14 protein-coding genes are annotated in these 16,558 nt (G+C 67.4%); 8 read left to right on the plus strand and 6 right to left on the minus strand.

From position 1 onward, the window contains the following. The 5 genes from BM43_RS14945 to BM43_RS14965 all read right to left on the minus strand — a co-directional run bounded on the left by BM43_RS14945 (position 1) and on the right by BM43_RS14965 (position 5,473). Positions 1-1,200, minus strand: coding sequence for an acyl-CoA dehydrogenase family protein (locus BM43_RS14945; protein ID WP_230676378.1), 1,200 nt, complete (start codon positions 1,198-1,200; stop codon positions 1-3). Continuing rightward, the gene (locus tag BM43_RS14950) at positions 1,197-2,207 is read right to left on the minus strand and encodes a class I SAM-dependent methyltransferase (RefSeq protein WP_036054964.1); all 1,011 of its coding nucleotides are present in this window, start codon (positions 2,205-2,207) and stop codon (positions 1,197-1,199) included. The genes BM43_RS14945 and BM43_RS14950 overlap by 4 nt, the downstream gene beginning before the upstream one ends. Positions 2,208-2,229: 22 nt before the next feature. After that, on the minus strand, positions 2,230-3,747 hold the full coding sequence (locus BM43_RS14955) for a class I adenylate-forming enzyme family protein (RefSeq protein WP_052409111.1): 1,518 nt from the start codon (positions 3,745-3,747) through the stop codon (positions 2,230-2,232). Between the two features lie 4 nt (positions 3,748-3,751). Next, positions 3,752-4,972: an MFS transporter gene (locus tag BM43_RS14960; RefSeq protein WP_036054962.1), complete on the minus strand. Its 1,221-nt coding sequence runs from the start codon at positions 4,970-4,972 to the stop codon at positions 3,752-3,754. Positions 4,973-5,086: 114 nt separating this feature from the next. Then, a complete protein-coding gene (locus BM43_RS14965) occupies positions 5,087-5,473 on the minus strand; it encodes an ectoine synthase (RefSeq protein ID WP_036054960.1) in 387 nt (128 codons plus the stop codon). Between the two features lie 517 nt (positions 5,474-5,990). On the opposite strand from BM43_RS14965, the gene BM43_RS14970 reads away from it, so the two are divergent. From BM43_RS14970 to BM43_RS14985, 4 genes are all read left to right on the plus strand, one after another. Further along, the gene (locus BM43_RS14970; RefSeq protein WP_036054958.1) at positions 5,991-6,881 is read left to right on the plus strand and encodes an endo alpha-1,4 polygalactosaminidase; all 891 of its coding nucleotides are present in this window, start codon (positions 5,991-5,993) and stop codon (positions 6,879-6,881) included. Between the two features lie 159 nt (positions 6,882-7,040). Continuing rightward, a complete protein-coding gene (locus tag BM43_RS14975; protein WP_036054955.1) occupies positions 7,041-9,122 on the plus strand; it encodes a hypothetical protein in 2,082 nt (693 codons plus the stop codon). A 12-nt stretch (positions 9,123-9,134) separates the two neighbouring features. Next, positions 9,135-9,410, plus strand: coding sequence for a hypothetical protein (locus BM43_RS14980; RefSeq protein ID WP_036054952.1), 276 nt, complete (start codon positions 9,135-9,137; stop codon positions 9,408-9,410). Positions 9,411-9,444: 34 nt separating this feature from the next. Then, the gene (locus BM43_RS14985) at positions 9,445-11,583 is read left to right on the plus strand and encodes a phosphocholine-specific phospholipase C (protein ID WP_036054950.1); all 2,139 of its coding nucleotides are present in this window, start codon (positions 9,445-9,447) and stop codon (positions 11,581-11,583) included. Here the strand turns inward: BM43_RS14985 and BM43_RS14990 are convergent. Continuing rightward, a complete protein-coding gene (locus tag BM43_RS14990; protein WP_036054949.1) occupies positions 11,552-12,490 on the minus strand; it encodes a LysR substrate-binding domain-containing protein in 939 nt (312 codons plus the stop codon). The two genes, BM43_RS14985 and BM43_RS14990, sit on opposite strands and share 32 nt — an antisense overlap. A 341-nt stretch (positions 12,491-12,831) precedes the next feature. Here BM43_RS14990 and BM43_RS14995 point away from each other — a divergent pair, with 341 nt between their 5' ends. From BM43_RS14995 to BM43_RS15010, 4 genes are all read left to right on the plus strand, one after another. Beyond that, positions 12,832-13,065: a hypothetical protein gene (locus BM43_RS14995; RefSeq protein ID WP_025101773.1), complete on the plus strand. Its 234-nt coding sequence runs from the start codon at positions 12,832-12,834 to the stop codon at positions 13,063-13,065. A 276-nt stretch (positions 13,066-13,341) separates the two neighbouring features. Then, complete coding sequence (locus BM43_RS15000; RefSeq protein WP_036054948.1) at positions 13,342-14,187, plus strand: c-type cytochrome; 846 nt, start codon at positions 13,342-13,344, stop codon at positions 14,185-14,187. Between the two features lie 95 nt (positions 14,188-14,282). Beyond that, positions 14,283-15,026, plus strand: a complete 744-nt coding sequence (locus tag BM43_RS15005) for a YoaK family protein (protein WP_036054947.1) — start codon at positions 14,283-14,285, stop codon at positions 15,024-15,026. Between the two features lie 336 nt (positions 15,027-15,362). Continuing rightward, positions 15,363-16,538, plus strand: coding sequence for a glycoside hydrolase family 5 protein (locus BM43_RS15010; RefSeq protein ID WP_226285292.1), 1,176 nt, complete (start codon positions 15,363-15,365; stop codon positions 16,536-16,538). Positions 16,539-16,558 lie beyond the last annotated feature (20 nt).

A 16,558-nucleotide genomic window follows, 5' to 3' on the forward strand; every position in this document is an offset into this window, starting at 1 on the left:
TCACTCCCCTGCGATTTCATGGTTGCCGTAAGCCGTGGAGGCTGCATCCCAGGCCACGTCGACATGCGAGGCCATCACTTGCAGGTCGCGCCAGTGACGTTGCGCGGGATGCGCGTCGAATGCCGCGGCGGTCCCCATGCTGCCGATCAGGCGCCGGATCGCCTCGACGCAGAGCTGCGCGAGATAGGCGCGATCGCGCCGGATCCGCAGCGTCTCGGCCGTGCTCAGCGCGCGGCGCGCCACGCCGGCGGCGTGCAAGGTGTCGAGCAGCGCGTGGTAGAGATGGCGCGCGCAACTCAGCTCCGCGTCGCTTCTCGCGAGATGCGCGGCCAGTACGGCATCGCCGCGCCGGCCACGCTCTCGCAGCGCTTCCAGGCAATGCTGGTAGGCACCCTGCGCGCAGCCGAGGATCGGCCCGACGATCCAGCTCGTGCTGTAGGGGATCAGCGGCACGTCGTAGAGATAGGCTTCGGGATGCAGTTCGGCGCCCGGGGGATGCGCGCCGAAATAGCGGGAGCGCTCGAATACCCATTCCGCCGGGACGCGCAGCCTGTCGAAGAGCAGATCCTTCGAGCCGGTCGCGCGCATGCCCGCCACCTGCCAACTGTCGAGCGCCTGGACGTCCTCGCGCCGGAGCATGACCTTGTAGAGCGTCGAGGCGTCCCGCGCATCGGCCTCGCTCAGGCGCGCCGTGAGGATCACCCAGCTGGCATGGTCGATGCCCGAGCTGTAGCGCCACACGCCGTCGAGCCGGAAGCCGTCGCCATCCCTGACGAAGCTGCCGACCTGCACGGCGGCCGTGGCGAACAACTGGCGCGGCCCGTCGGCGAACACGATGTCCTGCTGCGATTTCGGCAGGCGCGCGGCGGTGCTCGCGTGGCCGCCCACCACGCAGAGCATCCAGGCGGTGGAGGCGCAGGCGGTGGCCGCGCGGCGTGCGATCTCGACGAAGCGCGGGAAATCCTGTTGCAGGCCGCCGTAGCGGCGCGGCGTGAGCAGATGCAGCAGGCCGCTGTCGTGCAGCTCGCCGAGCGTTTCGAGCGGCAGCCGCGCGCTTCGGTCCGCCGCCAGCGCGCGTTCGCGCCAGCGCGGCAGCAGGCGTTCGAGACGCTGCTCGATATCGGCTGCGCGGTCGGCCGGCAGGTCTCGAAGCCGCGGCGCGGCGTCGATCTCGGCATGCTCGCCGTGCAGGCCCGTCACGCCGCGTCTCCGCGCGGCCCCGCCACCTTGCGCTGCACCGGGTGCTCGAAGCAGAAGGCCGGTTCGATGCAGGGCTCGCCCAGCAACGCGACGAAGGACTCGATCGAGGCCGCGTCGTTGGAGGCGACGAACTCGTGGAAGTTGGTGCCGTTCCAGAGCAGGTAGACATGCTCGAATTGTTCGTGGATCGCGGCCACCAGCGTGTCGAACGTGACCTGGCCGTTCTCCATCTGCGTGAGCATCTGCTGCCGCTTCCAGTCGATTTCCTCGCGGCTGAAGTAGTGGGTCTTGTGCAACTCGTCCTTGACGTTCTCGCGTCGCGTGTACTCGTCGGGCGAATCGCAATTGAGCTTCTCGAGGAAGAAGATCAGCCCGCCCGGCTTGAGCAGGCGCGCGGCGTGACGAATCTGGTCGGCGCGGTCCACGCCGTAGAACTGGAACGCCGCGGTCTCGTAGAGGTAGTCGAACTGGCCCGACAGACGCGACAGGCGTGGCTGCTCCCGGAACAGCCGCGGCGTGACGTGGGCGAAGGCCTGCGGATGGAACAGCGAATGGTCGTGGTTCGCGAACTGGTTGAACGCGGTTTCGTTGGCCGGGTTCGGCGAGTTGGTGAAGCTGCGGATCAGGCCGCCCGAGCGCTTGGCCAGCGTGCGGCCGTTGGTGCCGTCGAAGGCGTCGAGCTCGTAGAACTCGAAGTGCTGGTCGGCGTGCTGCCTGCGCTGCCGGGCGTGGCGCGTCAGCGCCACGCCCACGCGTGCCATCTCCTCGAGGATGGCCGGCACGCTGGCGAGGAAGTGCGTGAACAGCGGTCCCGCCTCGGCCACCATCATGTCGTGATAGGCCAGTACCTCGGGATCGCGCAGCAGATGGCGCACGCGGCTCGATACCGATTGTCGCGGCACCTGGGTGCTGCCCGTCGCCAGGCTGTGGAAATAATCCGCCATGCGGATCATGGGCGCGTTTTCGAGGTACTGCGCGGCGCCATCTTCGATGCCACTGGATGTCATGTCGACCCCTTCGTAGGTGATGTCAGTTCAGACCCTGGGCGGTTGCCTTGCCGCCGAAGGTGCGCGGCAGCGCCGGCCGGAATTCGATGCCGGCCGGCATCGCGCCGGCATCGAGATGGCGGCGGCAGTGCGAGAGCAGCTCGTCCGCGTCGATGTTCGTGCCGAAGATGCCCGGGGCGGGAACCACGTAGGCTCGCGGTACCCGGCTTCCGTCGTTCGCGGCGAACGGCACCACCAATGCTTCGGCCACCGAGGCGTGCTCGAGCAGGACGCGTTCGACGGCACGCGGATTGACCTCGATGCCGTTGCGATCGAACAGATCGCCCTTGCGGCAGTGAAAGAACAGGAAGCCGTCCCGGTCCATCGTGAACAGGTCGCCGGTCATGAACAGGCGTGATTCGCCGAAGCGATCCCGGCGAATCACGCGCTCGGTGTCGGCCTCGCGGCGCCAGTATTTCTCCATCAGCAGATCGCCGGCCACGGCGAGTTCGCCGACCTGGCCTGCCTGCGTGACCAGGTTGCCGGCTTCGTCCAGCAGGTAGGTGCGCACGCCGGGGATCGCTTTGCCGACCGAGCCGAGGCGACGCTCGAGCTGCTCGGGCGGCAGGTAGCTGATGCGCTTGCACTCGGTCGAGCCGTAGTTGCAGTAGAGCAGGACCGCGGGCAGGGCCTGCCGGATCAGGCGGATGTATTTGCCGGGCAGGTTCTGTCCGCTGGTCGAGATGTAGCGCAGCGATCGCAATCTTGCCGTCGGCAGCTCGCCTGCCTCGCAGAGCCGGAACAGCGCCGGCGGGAACACGTGCAGGCCCGTCACGCCGTGGCGCTCGATCAGCTCGACGATGGCCGGAGCATCGGCCGGCAGCGCGGTCTCGACCACGGCATGACCGCCCGACAGCAGCGGCATCATGGTGTTGTAGAAGCCGTAGTCCGAACTGAGCCCGGGGGTGAAGCCGAGCACCACATCGCTTTCGGTGCTGGCCAGGTAGCCGGTCACGGCGCGGAACGCCGCGACCATGTTGCGATGCGTGACTAGCACGCCCTTGGCGTCGCCGGTCGAGCCGGAGGTGTAGAAGATCGTCGCGGCGTCGGGCGTCGCCGGGTCGAGCTCGCGCGCGCCGCCGTCGATAGCGAATCCCGCGACGGCATCCAGGCTGCCACCGGTCGCCGGATCGAGGGCCACCGCGCGATGCCGGGTCGCGACGCGCGGCAAGGTGGCGCGGGATGCGACGAGCAGGCTGGCGCCGCTGTCGTCGAGCTGTCGTTCCAGTTCGGCGGTATCGACCGTGTGCCGGATGCAGGCCAGCACGCAGCCGGCCTCGAGGATGCCGAAGGCTGCCGCCACCGCCGTGGCCGACAGTTCCGAGTAGATCGCCACGCGCGCGCCGGCCGGCAGGCCGAGGCGTGCGATGGTGGCGGCCACCGCCGACATCATGTCGAGCAATTCACCGTAGCGGGTCGGGTGGCCGTCGACGGTCAAGGCGATCCGGTCCCGACGGCTTGCCGCGCCGCGCGCGAAGATCTCGTGGAATGGTTCACCCATGGCCTCAGCCCTCGTGCGAGGAAGCGGCGGCCGAAGCGTCGCCGCGGTGCTTGAGCAGGCGCGGCACGAGCGCCACCAGCAGGCCGAGGCCGGCCATGCACAGCGACAGCACCAGGATCACCGCGCCCGCGCCGAAGCGCGTGGAGAACGCGCCGACCGCGACCCCGGCGAGCGGCTGCGTCATGTTGTTGAGCAGGATCACCACGCCGGTGGTCTTGCCGTAGTCGCGTGCCGGGATCAGTTTCTGGCGCGTGCTTCGGATGTAGACGTTGAACATCTTGTCGAAGCCGACGATCAGCAGGAAGCCGAACACGTAACCGGCGATGCCGGGGCTGGCCGCGGCGATCACGCCGCCGGCGCTGATCGCGCAGAAAGCCGTGAAGCCGAGGATCGGGCGCGGAATCGGCAGCCTTGCCGTCATCAGCAGGATCGCGATCGTTACGCAGGCACCGGCGGTCTGCAGACCGGCGTAGTCGCCGCCGCTGCGCTGATGCACGCCGGTGACCATCGCGGCCGAGGTGGCGAGCGTGACGCCGATCACCAGGTTCTCGGCGGCTGCCAGCAGGATCACCGACTTGAGGCCCGGCAGGCGCAACACATGCGACAGCGCGATCCGGATCGGCTGGAACCAGGTGCCATGCACGCCTTCAGGCATCGTGAACGCGAAGGCGCTGGCTTTCTGCCAGTAGGCCAGCGCGAGGTCGGCGACGAAGAACAGCGCGGCCGCGGCGATCACCACCCATTCCCAATGCCACCAGGACAGCAGCAGGGCCGCCAGCATCGGGCCGAGCACCAGGCCGAGCTGGTCGGCCAGTTGCGAATACGAGAGCACCTTCTCGAAGCGATGGCTGCTGAAGATCTGCGGCAGCATCACTTCGCGCGCCACCACGCCCTGGCTGGTCAGCATGCCGCAGAGCGCGGACAGCGCGATCAGCCAACCGATGCCGCCCGCCAGGTCGTAGGCGGCTACGCCGCCGACGCAAACCACCGCGCGCAGGACCTGGCTGATGCGCATCAGCCGGGTCGGCGAGTAGCGGTCGCACAGCGCGCCGAGAAACGGGAAGCACAGATAGCGCGGCAGCGTCTCGAGCGTGAAGGCGATGCCCGACCACGAGACGCGGCCGGTCATCCGGAAGATCACCAGCGGTACCAGGAACAGCAGCACCTGATCGGCGAGGCGGGCGAGGAACAGTGAGAGAAAGAAGGCTTGATGCTGGGCGCGCACGAACGATTACCTATCGATATCGCGGGCCCGGCCACGCATGGCGCGCGCCCGGGTCCCGCGGACATGGCCGGCAGGCCGGTCGGGCCGGCCCTGGCGAAGGGATTGCGATGCGCCTCAGTAGGCGGAGGCTTCCGCGCTTTCCAGGTTGTGGCGCTCGTGCCCCTGGAGCGGCGGGTTGAAGACACTCACCAGTACCAGGTCCTGGTCCTTGCCGCCGCGCAGGTAATGGCGGTCGTGCTGGTCGAGCACGTAGATGGTGCCGGGGCGGATCGGAAACACGTTGCCCTTCATGTCTTCGACCTCGCCCTCGCCGGCGATGCAGTAGCAGGCCTCGAGGTGATTCCGGTATTGCAGCAGGGATTCGGTGCCGGCACGCACCACGGTATGGCAGACGCCATAACCCATGCCATCGCGTTCCGTCAGCAGCCGGTGGCTGGTGCCGGAGCCCCATTCGACCAGCAAACCGTCGTTCTCGACATCTCTCAGGTTCCGGATGAACACTTTGCACTCCTTTCTTTGTTGTAAGGAATTCTTGTTTTGCTTACGGTGCCGGCCCGGCTCGCATGGCCGGCGAGAAGGGGGAGGCACGTGACATGGAGACAGGTCTGTTTTTGTAGTTTTTCAACAATAGCTGTGAACAAAGGCAGCGGTCAATAGCAAATTTCGTGGGAATTTAGTGAGATGTCGGTGGTTTTACGCCAGATGGCGAAATGACGATTGTCGATTGGGGTTGTAGTTTTGCTACAAGATGATCGCGGCATATCGAATGTGTCGATCAGTTTCGGCGTTCGCGAGAGGCGATGCCGAAGACGGGGCGTGTGCAGATTTGTTGCTCGTTGGTTGGCAATAAGGCGTTGATTGTGTAGCCATGCTGATTTTTGAAGGGATGTGTCGACGGCGATCCGATTCGTGCCGCCAATGACTAGACTGCCGAGCGTTGCACGATTGCCTGTCGTGAACCTTCGGGCGCTGCCACCGGCACCCGACGCCATCGTCCATCCAACAGGAGCGGGTTCCCATGAAGCACGCATACAAGTGGTTCGGTGCCGCGCTTGCGCTGGTCGGCGCCTCGGCCCTGCAGGCCTGCGGCGGCGATTCCGCCGCTGCGCCGTCGCCGTCGATCGGCATGGCGCGGGTATCGTCCGAGCCGGCGCCGCCGGCCGCACTCTCCTCGCGCTGGCAACCCGTCGCCTCCGACACGTGGCAATGGCAGTTGCGGGGCAAGCTCAATCGCAGCTACGCCGTCGCGATCTACGACATCGACCTGTTCGACAACAGCGCGCAGACGATCGCCGATCTGCACCAGGCGGGCCGCAAGGTGGTCTGCTATTTCTCGGCCGGCAGCTCGGAAGACTGGCGCCCGGACTTCGGCCAGTTCGCCCCCGCCGACAAGGGCAAGGTGGTCAAGCGCTCGCCGGACAGCGACTGGGAAGGCGAGAACTGGCTCGACACGCGTTCGGCCAATGTCCGCGCGATCATGACGGCGCGTCTCGATCGCGCCGTCGCCAAGGGCTGCGACGGTGTCGAGCCCGACAACGTCGACGCCTACGCGAACGATTCCGGCTTTCCGCTCACGCCCGCCGACCAGGCCGATTTCAACCGCTTCATCGCCGCCGAGGCGCGCCGCCGCAATCTCGCGGTGGGCCTGAAGAACGACGTCGACCAGATCGCGCTGCTGGCGCCGTCCTTCGATTTCGCCGTCAACGAGGAATGTCACGAACAAGGCGAATGCGACAAGTACGGCCCGTTCACCTCGGCCAACAAGCCGGTCCTGAACGCGGAGTACGAGGCCAGCTACCGGACCTCGGCCGGCCAGCGCGCGCTGTGCGCCGACGCGCGCGCCCGCAAGCTGCGGACCCTGGTGCTGAGCATGGACCTGGACGACAGCTACCGCTTCAGTTGCGATTGATCGGGAATCGAGGGGGCCGGCATGCCGGCCCCCAAAAAAATCCTGATACCTCCATCAGCTCCCTTCTGCCAAACGAAATACTGCCATCGCATCGCCTGCCCAGAATCCACTGCGTTCACCGGCCTGGTCCGGACATTCAAAACAGCGGAAGGGGGAAGCATGCGGAAAACGACACTCGCGCGCCTGCTGGGCGGGTTGGTCCTGGTCGCCACGCTCGGCGCCTGCGGCGGCAATTCTGACAGCGGCGCGGGCAGCGGCGGCAGCTCGGCGGCGGCCGGCGGCTCGACCACGCCGGTGCAGACCAGCAGCCAGCACGCGCTGCTGATCCAGCTCGACGGCGCGACCTATGCCGCGCTGGCGGCCGGCATCGCCAACGGTTCGCTGCCGAACCTCGCCAAGCTGCATGTGGCGCCGGCCTATAGCGGCGGCCTCAACGGCACGCTCTCGCAGCAGCCGAACCTCGATACGCCGAGCTGGGCCACGTTGCTGACGGGCACCTGGGCCAATCGCCACCAGGTGCTGTCCGATGCGCCGAACCAGGCGCTGCAGGCGCCCACCCTGTTCGACGCGCTGAAGACGGCCAAGGCCGGCAAGCTCGGCGCGGCCGTCGATTCGGCGGGCCTGGCCTCGCTGCTTGGCATCGACCGCAATGCCGGCAATCTCGACACGCTCTCGAACTGCGCCTCGGTCGACAGTTGCGTGACGCAGCAGGGCGTCTCGATGATCGACCAGGGTTATGCGCTGGTGGTCGCGCAATACCATTCGGCGCAGGATGCCGCGCTGAACTACGGGCTCGGCGCCTCCGCCTATGCGAGCACGCTGCAGCAGCTCGATGCCGCGGTCGGCACGCTGGCCGCCGAGACCGCCAAGCGCAGCGGCGAGAACTGGCTGATCCTGGTCACCGGCAGCCACGGGCTCAACGCGGCGGGCGGCGCCGACGGCCTGCCGCTGCTGCCGGAATCCACCACCTTCGTCGCGATGAACCAGGCCGACAACGGCCGGCTCGGCAGCGCCGCGCAGCCGGCCTCGCTGGCCGACCTGCATGCGCGCGCCAGCATCGCCGACCTCGCGCCCACCGTGCTGGCCCAGCTCGGCGCGCTGCCGGCCGCCTCCGCCTACGCGCTGGACGGCGGCGAGCTGATCGGCGCGCAGCCGGTCTCGCAACTGACGAGCGCGAGCCCCGACAGCCGCAGCCTGGTGCTGTCCTGGACGGCGCCCGCCAGCGGCGCGATCACCGTGTTGCGCGCCGGCCAGCAGATCGCCACGCTGCCGGCCGGCACCAGCAGCTACACCGACAGCCAGCTCGGCCTGAGCGCGGCCGGCACCTACAGCTTCGACTACGTGGTGACGGCCGGCAACGCGCCGCTCGGCACCATCGCGCGGATCGCCTACGTACCGCCGCCGCCTCCGCCCCCGACGCTGGCCACCACCCTGAAGAACAACCTGGTGTCCTACTACCCGTTCGGCGCGCTGCCGGCGGCCGATGCGCTGAACGCCAGCACCCTGGGCCCGTTCGCGTCGGACGCGGACGGCGGCTCGCTGGCGGCCGATCCGTTCGGCTCGCAGGGGCTGCAGGTCAACACGCAGACCGTCGACACCAACGGCTTCGACGGCTACAAGCTGGTGCAGAACGCCGACATCACCGCCCAGTCGCAGTTCACGATCGGCATGTGGGTGAAGACGCCGTGCAGCGACGTGGTGGGCTTCGGCACCCCGGTGTTCGCCAACAAGAACTGGCAGACCGGCAAGAACCCCGGCATCGCGATCGGCCTGTTCCCGCAGGTGTCGGGCGCGCCCTCGGGCAGTTGCAACATCCAGTTCAACGCGGGCGACGGCACCAACCGCAACGACCTGAAGACCATGAGCGTGAGCGGCAACCAATGGGCCTACGCGGCCTTCGTGATCGACACGGCGGCCAAGACCATGACGGCCTATACCTTCGATCCGGTGCTCGGCGAGCAGAAGCAGAGCACGCCGCTCACGGTCGCGCCGTCGGCGCTCACGGGCCTCAACAACAAGACCTTCGGCATCAACGAGGACGGCACCGGTCAGTACCACATGCTGGCCTGCGGCAAGCCCGCCAGTTCCTATCCCGGCGGCTACACGGTCAACGGCTGCACCACGGTCAAGCCGAACCTCGAGGGCTTCTCGGACCTCGCGATCTGGAATCGCGTGCTCACCGAGAGCGAGCTGCAATCGATCGCGGGCTCGGGCAAGCCGCTGTCCACCATCCTCCACTGACGGAACGCCGACATGAACGCGAATTTCCCGGGCCGCCGCGGCGCCCATCTCGTGCGCGCGCTGCTGGCCGCCTGCGCCCTGAGCGTGCTGCTGGCCGCTTGCGGCGGCGACTCCTCGGACGGCGCCGCGCCTGCCCCCACCAAGGCCGATGCCGCGCCGGCCGGCTCCGGCGGCGCCAGCGCGCCGGTGCCGATCGTGGTGATGCCGGGCGCCGGGCCGTGCCCGGCCTCGGGGACGACCGCGCTGCCGTCGCCCTCGCTGAATGCCCAGCTGCGCTGCGCGCCGTGACGCGCGCCTTCCCGCGACGAACCCAGATCCGATCATGACCCTCATCGACCGCCGCTCCTTCCTCCGTGCCGCCGCCGCCGGCACGGCCTTCTCGATGTTCCCGCCGGCGATCCGCCGCGCGCTGGCGATTCCGGCCAACAACCAGACCGGCACGATCAACGACGTCCAGCACGTCGTGATCTTCATGCAGGAAAACCGTTCCTTCGACCATTACTTCGGCAGCATGGCCGGCGTGCGCGGCTTCGGCGATCGCTTCACGATCCCGCAGCCGGGCGGCGCCACGGTCTGGCAGCAGAGCGACGGCGTGCGCCCGGTGCTGCCGTTCTACCTCGACAGCACCAAGGGCAACGCGCTGCTGGTGGGCGGCGCGCATTCGTGGTCCGACGCGCATTCCGCCTGGGACGGCGGGCGCATGACCGCCTGGCCCGCCTCCAAGGGCGATGCCTCGATGGGGTACCTGCAGCAGGGCGACCTGCCGTTCCACTTCGCGCTGGCCAACGCCTTCACGATCTGCGACGCCTATCACTGCTCGCTGCACGGCGGCACCAACTCGAACCGCATCTTCCAGTGGACCGGCACCAACGGCCCGACCGGCTCGAACACGGCGGTGGTCAACAACAACGGCTGGGACGATTTCGGCCCGTCGGCCACGGGCCTGTCGTGGACCACCTATCCCGAGCGCCTGCAGGCGGCCGGCGTGAGCTGGAAGGTCTACCAGAACCAGCCCGACAACTACACCGACAACCCGCTGGCCGGCTTCGCCACCTTCCGCAAGGTCAACGAGACCCTGGCGGGCTCGCCGGACGCGCCCTACACGCCGGCCATGGAAGCGCTCTCGCCGCTCTACAAGGGGATCGGCAACACCATGCCCGACGGCGGCTTCCTGCAGGCGCTGGCCGACGACATCGCGGCCAACCGCATGCCGCAGGTGAGCTGGATCGTGTCGCCGCAAGCCTATTGCGAGCACCCCGGCGTGTCGACGCCGGGGCAGGGCGCCTACTACCTGCAACTGCTGCTCGATACGCTGACCGCGAACCCGGATGTCTGGAGCAAGACGGTGCTGCTCGTGAACTACGACGAGAACGACTGCTTCTTCGACCACATGCCGCCGCCGAACGCGCCCACGCGCAATGCCGACGGCAGCTACGCGGGCAACTCCACCGTCACCACGCAGTACGAATACTTCACGGTGCCGAACCCGACCGGCGATTCCTCGCCGCTCAAGCCCGATGGCCTGTCGTATGGCGCGGGGCCGCGCGTGCCGATGTTCGTGGTGTCGCCGTGGAGCGCGGGCGGCTGGGTCAACTCGCAGGTGTTCGACCACACCTCGGTGCTGCGCTTCCTCGAGCAGCGCTTCGGCATCCAGGAGCCGAACATCAGCCCGTGGCGCCGTACGGTGTTCGGCGACCTGACCTCGGCCTTCAATTTCCGCAACCCGAACGCGGCCGCGACCAGCGCGCGCTCGGCGCCCACCAAGGCCGCCGCCGACGCGCAGTCGACCCAGCAGAGCCACGCGGGCGCGGTGCCGGTGCCGTCGGTCAGCGCGCAGACGATGCCCAAGCAACAATCGGGCACGCGCGGCTCGCGTGCGCTGCCCTACGAGCTGCATACCAGCGCGAACGCCGACGTGGCGGGCGGCAAGCTGTGGCTGTCGTTCAGCAATACCGGCTCGGCCGGCGCGGTGTTCCATGTCTACGACAAGCTGCACCTGGATCGCGTGCCGCGTCGTTATACGGTGGAGGCCGGCAAGCAGTTGTCGGATTCCTGGAACGCGGTGGCCGACGACGCGGGCAGCTACGACCTCTGGGTGCTCGGGCCGAACGGCTTCCTGCGCGAGTTCAAGGGCAACGTGAGCGCGGCCGCCAACGGCCCGGCTCCCGAGGTGCGCGTCTGCTACGACCCGACCAACAACGCGGTCTATCTCACCATCATGAACGTCGGCAAGGCGGCCAGCCAGGTGACGGTGACTTCGAACGCCTATCGCAGCGACGGCCCGTGGAGCTATGCGGTGCCGGCCGGCATGCAGGTCGAGCCGTACTGGACGCTGGACGCCTCGAGCAGCTGGTACGACTTCACGCTGAGCGCCGAGAACGGCCTGTCGCGGCGCTTCGCCGGCCGCGTCGAGACCGGCCGCGACGGCATCAGCGATCCGGCAATGGGCGTGCTCGGCTGAGCCGGGCGGCGGGCGGCGGCTCGCCTTCGTCGGTGCGCGAGCGGGCGCACGGCTCGACATTGGCCATGAAGGCCGAGATCAGCCGCGTGCCGCCGCGCGCGTCGAGGTAGTAGAGGTACTCGTGCATCGGCGGCATCTCGTCGACCAGCGGGATCGCGCACAGCTCGGGATCGCCGCCCACCTCGCCGCGCGGCATCAGCGTGCAGCCCATGTCGTGCCGCACTGCCTCGCGCACCGCTTCGCGGCTGCCCAGCTCGATCACGCTGGCGGGCAGTTCGATACCGGCCAGCCGCAGCACGTCTTCCATCATCGAGCGCGTGCGCGAGCCTGGTTCGCGCAGCAGCAGCGCCTCGCCGGCCAGCGCCGCGAGCGGGATGGCCTCGCGCGTGGCGAACGGGTGGGACGGGTGCACCACCACCACCAGCGGATCGTTGGCGATGGTGTGCCGCACGAAACGCGGATCGTCGTCGCGCTGCGAGGAGACGGCGATATCGACGCGAAAATCCACCAGCGCGTCGAGCACCTGCTGCGAGTTGCCGATCTCGATGCTGATCTTCACGGCCGGATACTGGCGCCGGAATGCCGCGATCGCGGGCAGGATGTAGAACGGGCCGGTGGTGCCGACGCGCAGGTTGCCGGTGCGCAGCTCGCGTTCGTTGCGCAGCGCGAAGTCGATGTCGTTCTCGATCTGCATCATCTGGCCGACCAGCGGCATCAGCGAGGCGCCCGCGTCGCTGAGGTCGAGCCGGTTGCCGCGCCGATGGAACAGCTCGACCCCGTAATGGCGCTCGAGCTGCTGGATTCGCGAGGTGATGGTGGGCTGGCTCATGTCGAGCCGCCTGGCCGCGGCGGTCACGCTGCCCTGGCGAGCGGTTTCGTAGAAGGCGGCGAGAAGCAGGGGGAGCATGGCGGGAGGCGCGCGCGGGCGACAGGCGGAAGGAGCGGGCAGTGTGTGGCGGCCGCGTGTCGGCTTGATGGCAGGGCGGCGCACGGGTTTGCCGGGAATACCTGCGTCGATTCGATAATGCGAACGAGAACGATGGGATTGATTTTTCAATATCCCGCCATGAATAGCATCCGATGTTTTTAAAATCCCGGAATGGCAGGCGGGGAATCGTATTGAAATGCGTTGACCGCCATGTTGGCCGGGAATAATCTGATTCTGGTTCCGTCATTGCGGACGCCATTTCGAATCCAGGTATGACCGCGTGGCGGTTCTTTCGTCGTTTTCAAGCTCGGGAGACCACGATGTCGAAGCTCGGAAAAATCGTCTTGATCGCGCTGGCCAGCGGCTTGCTGATTGGCGGCAATGCCGCGAACGCGGCGGCAAAGGCATTCTGCTATTACCACCACAACTGCCCGGACGACGGCAAGCTGCCGAAGAACGGGCCGCCCGAGCAATACACCAAGCAGCAATGCAAGAACGGCGGCGGCAAGAGCTGGGGCGACGATCCCAAGAGTTGCGAGAACGTCAACAAGTGAAATGCGGGCGGCGCCGAATCGATGTCGTCGCGCTTCGGCGTCGGGCGTGAGTTTGATTTTCACATCCGGCATGTCATTAATCGTTGAATTAATAAATATGTTCAGTGAGTGACGGAAAAGTGAAGAGATAATCGTCGCGGCCCGGGAGCGGCCGCGACATGGGCTTCCCGCTCGGAAAGTCGTTCGACACGCCGCCGCGCTTTGCCGATAATTCACGCGGCCCGGGCGCGCCATGAAGGCGCCCCCGCTTCGACCGATACGACCGACCCGAGAATCATGCTGAAACGAAGCCTGTGCGCGCTGCTGTGGGCGATCTGCGCGATCGGCCATGCGCTGGCCGCCGAACCCGCCGTCGACCTCGCCACCGCCGGCAAGACCGTCTCCTTCACGCGTGCCGCGCTGCTGGCGCGTGCCGACGCGACCGATATCGAGGTGGCGCGCGACGTCTCCTACGGCAAGCCGATGCGCTATCGCGCGGTGCCGCTGGCCGACCTGCTGGCGGGCGCGACGCTGCCGGCCGGGGAGGTACTCGAGACGCGCGCCGCCGATGGCTTCGCCGCGCAGTTGCCGATGGACCTGGTGCTCAACCGCGATCCGTCGCGCGCCGTGGCGTGGCTGGCGATCGAGGAGCCGGCGCGGCCCTGGCCGAAGCTGCCGGGCAAGGCGGTGGGCGCCGGGCCGTTCTACCTGGTCTGGGTCGGCAGGCAGGCCGCCTCGGTGCGCAGCGAGCAGTGGCCCTACCAGGTCACGCACCTGGCCCTGCAGCCCTCGCCGGCGGCGCGCTGGCCCGCGCTCGAGGTCGATGCCGCGCTGCCGGCCACCGATCCCGTGCGCGCCGGCCAGACCTTGTTCATCACGCAGTGCCTGGCTTGCCATCGCCTGAACGGCGCGGGCAGCTCGAACATGGGCCCCGACCTCAACCTGCCGATGAACCCGACCGAATACTTCCAGCCGGCCGCCCTGCATCGCTATATCCGCAACCCGGCTTCGCTGCGCGATTGGCCGGGCCGCGCGATGCCGGCCTTCTCGGCGGCGCAGCTCAGCGATCGCGAGATCGACCTGGTGGTGACTTACCTGGCATACATGGCAGGGCGCAAGCACCCGGCATCGGCTGCCAGGTAGCCGGCCGCGGGCTCGATACAATGCAGGGCGTCGCGGGGCTCGCCATCCAGCGCGAGCCGGCCGTCGACGCGTGATCCACATCGGGAGCCTGCCGGATGCCTATCAACTACCTGCGCGGCTTCACCACGCCGCAGCGCAGCGACGCCGCCAATCGCCGCCTGGGAGGCACGCTCGCCTTCGTCGCCGGAGCCGCCAATGCCGGCGGCTTCCTGGCGGTGGGCCAATACACCTCGCACATGTCGGGCATCGTCTCCTCGCTGGCCGACAACTTCGCGCTCGGCCACCTGGATCTGGTGGCCGCCGGCCTGGGTTCGCTGCTGTCCTTCCTGGCCGGCGCGGCTAGCTCGGCGATGCTGATCAACTGGGGCCGCCGCCGGCAGTTGCGCAGCCGCTACGCGATCCCGCTGCTGCTCGAGGCGTCGCTGCTGCTGGCGTTCGGCCTGCTCGGCGCCAACCTCGAAATCCATCGCCTGCTGTTCGTGCCGGTCACGGTCTGCCTGCTCTGCTACGTGATGGGCCTGCAGAACGCGATGATCACCAAGATCTCCAAGGCCGAGATTCGCACCACGCATGTCACCGGCCTGGTGACCGACATCGGCATCGAACTCGGCAAGCTGCTGTACTGGAATGCCGGGGGCGATCCGGAAGAGCGCGTGCGCGCCGATCGCCAGAAGATCGTGCTGCTCGGTACCTTGTTCCTGTCCTTCCTGTCCGGCGGCGTGGTGGGCGCGCTCGGCTTCGGCCATCTCGGCTTCATCGCCACCGTGCCGCTCGCGTTGGTGGTGTTCGCGCTCGCGTTTGTCCCGGTTTTCGACGACATGCTGACGCGCCGTGTTTGATCGCCTCATTCCGAATTCTTATTGATATCGATTCGGGCCGCGGACCATACCATTCCCGCATTGCGGGCAGCAGGGAAATGGTATTTGATTCGAATGCCTCTCGCGTTTTGCCGAGTCATCGCCGACACCCCAAGAAAAGTGAATAACGCGTCACGTGTCGCGACGATGAGTTTGCTGTGCCGAGCCCCCGTGCCGCTTCGCCGAAGCGGCCTGGTTTGCAACGCGCCCGATGCCAGGCATCGGACATTCGAACAGGAATACTGAATGAAAACGCCCCGCAAGTCCGCCATCGGACGTCTCCGTCAAGCTGCCATCCTTGCCTCCGCCGCATTCGCCATGTTCGCCGCCTCGGGCGCCGATGCGCAGGCGGCCTTGTCGATGCTGCACGCGAGTGGACGGCAGATCGTCGATACCAGCGGCAAGACGGTCCAGTTGAAGGGTTTCAATCTCGGCGGCTGGTTCGTGATGGAAGGCTACATGTCGCCGATGGACGCCGGCAGCCTGACCGATACCTACAGCGTGATGAAGCAGCTCGACGCCGCCTACGGCGTGACCGAGGAGCGCGCGCTGATGAAGGCCTACCAGGACACCTGGATCCAGGCACAGGATTTCGCCAATATCAAGGCCGCCGGTTTCAACGTGGTGCGCGTGCCCTTGTGGTGGGGGCAGTTCTTCGATCTCGACAATCCGACCATTCCGGGCTGGCGCAGCGATGCCTTCGTCGAGCTCGACCAGCTGGTGGCCAACGCGGCGGCCAACGGCATCTACGTGATCTTCGACATGCACGGCGTGATCGGCGGCCAGGGCACCGACGTGGATACCGGCCAGGGCAATCGCAATGCGTTCTGGAGCAACACCGAGTTCCAGTCGGATACGGCCTGGCTGTGGTGGCAGATCGCGAATCACTTCAAGGGCAATACCACCGTGGCCGGCTACGACCTGATCAACGAACCGACCGGCGCGCCGAACAACAACGCCGTGTGGAGCGCCTATTCGCGCTTCTACAACAGCATCCGCAGCATCGATCCCGATCACATGATCTTCATCGAGGGCACCTGGGGCAACTGGAACTGGGACATGCTGCCGCCGCCCTCGCAATACGGCTGGACCAACGTGGTCTACGAGATGCACGAGTACCAGTGGGGGGCGAACGGGAACGCCTCGGTGATCAAGAACGGCGCCGACAACCAGGCGCGCGACTTCGCCAATCACGCCTCCTGGAACGTGCCGGGTTATGTGGGCGAGTTCAATGCCTTCTCGACCGACCCGAGCGTCTGGCAGTACTGCATCACGGCCTACAACAACGCCGGGCTGAGCTGGACGCAATGGGCCTACAAGGCCGTCAACGGCACCGCGCCGAACTACTGGGGCTGGTACGACCCGACCTTCTGGCCGGCGCGCCCGAACGTGTCTACCGATTCGGCTTCCGAGATCGAGCGCAAGTGGCGGCTGTGGTCGACCAGCGCGACCTTCGCGAAGAACTCGGCGCTCAATATCAAGCCTTCGTATTGAGAAAAAAGGGCTCGCCCCTT

Source organism: Burkholderia gladioli, from assembly GCF_000959725.1.
Classification (GTDB): domain Bacteria; phylum Pseudomonadota; class Gammaproteobacteria; order Burkholderiales; family Burkholderiaceae; genus Burkholderia; species Burkholderia gladioli.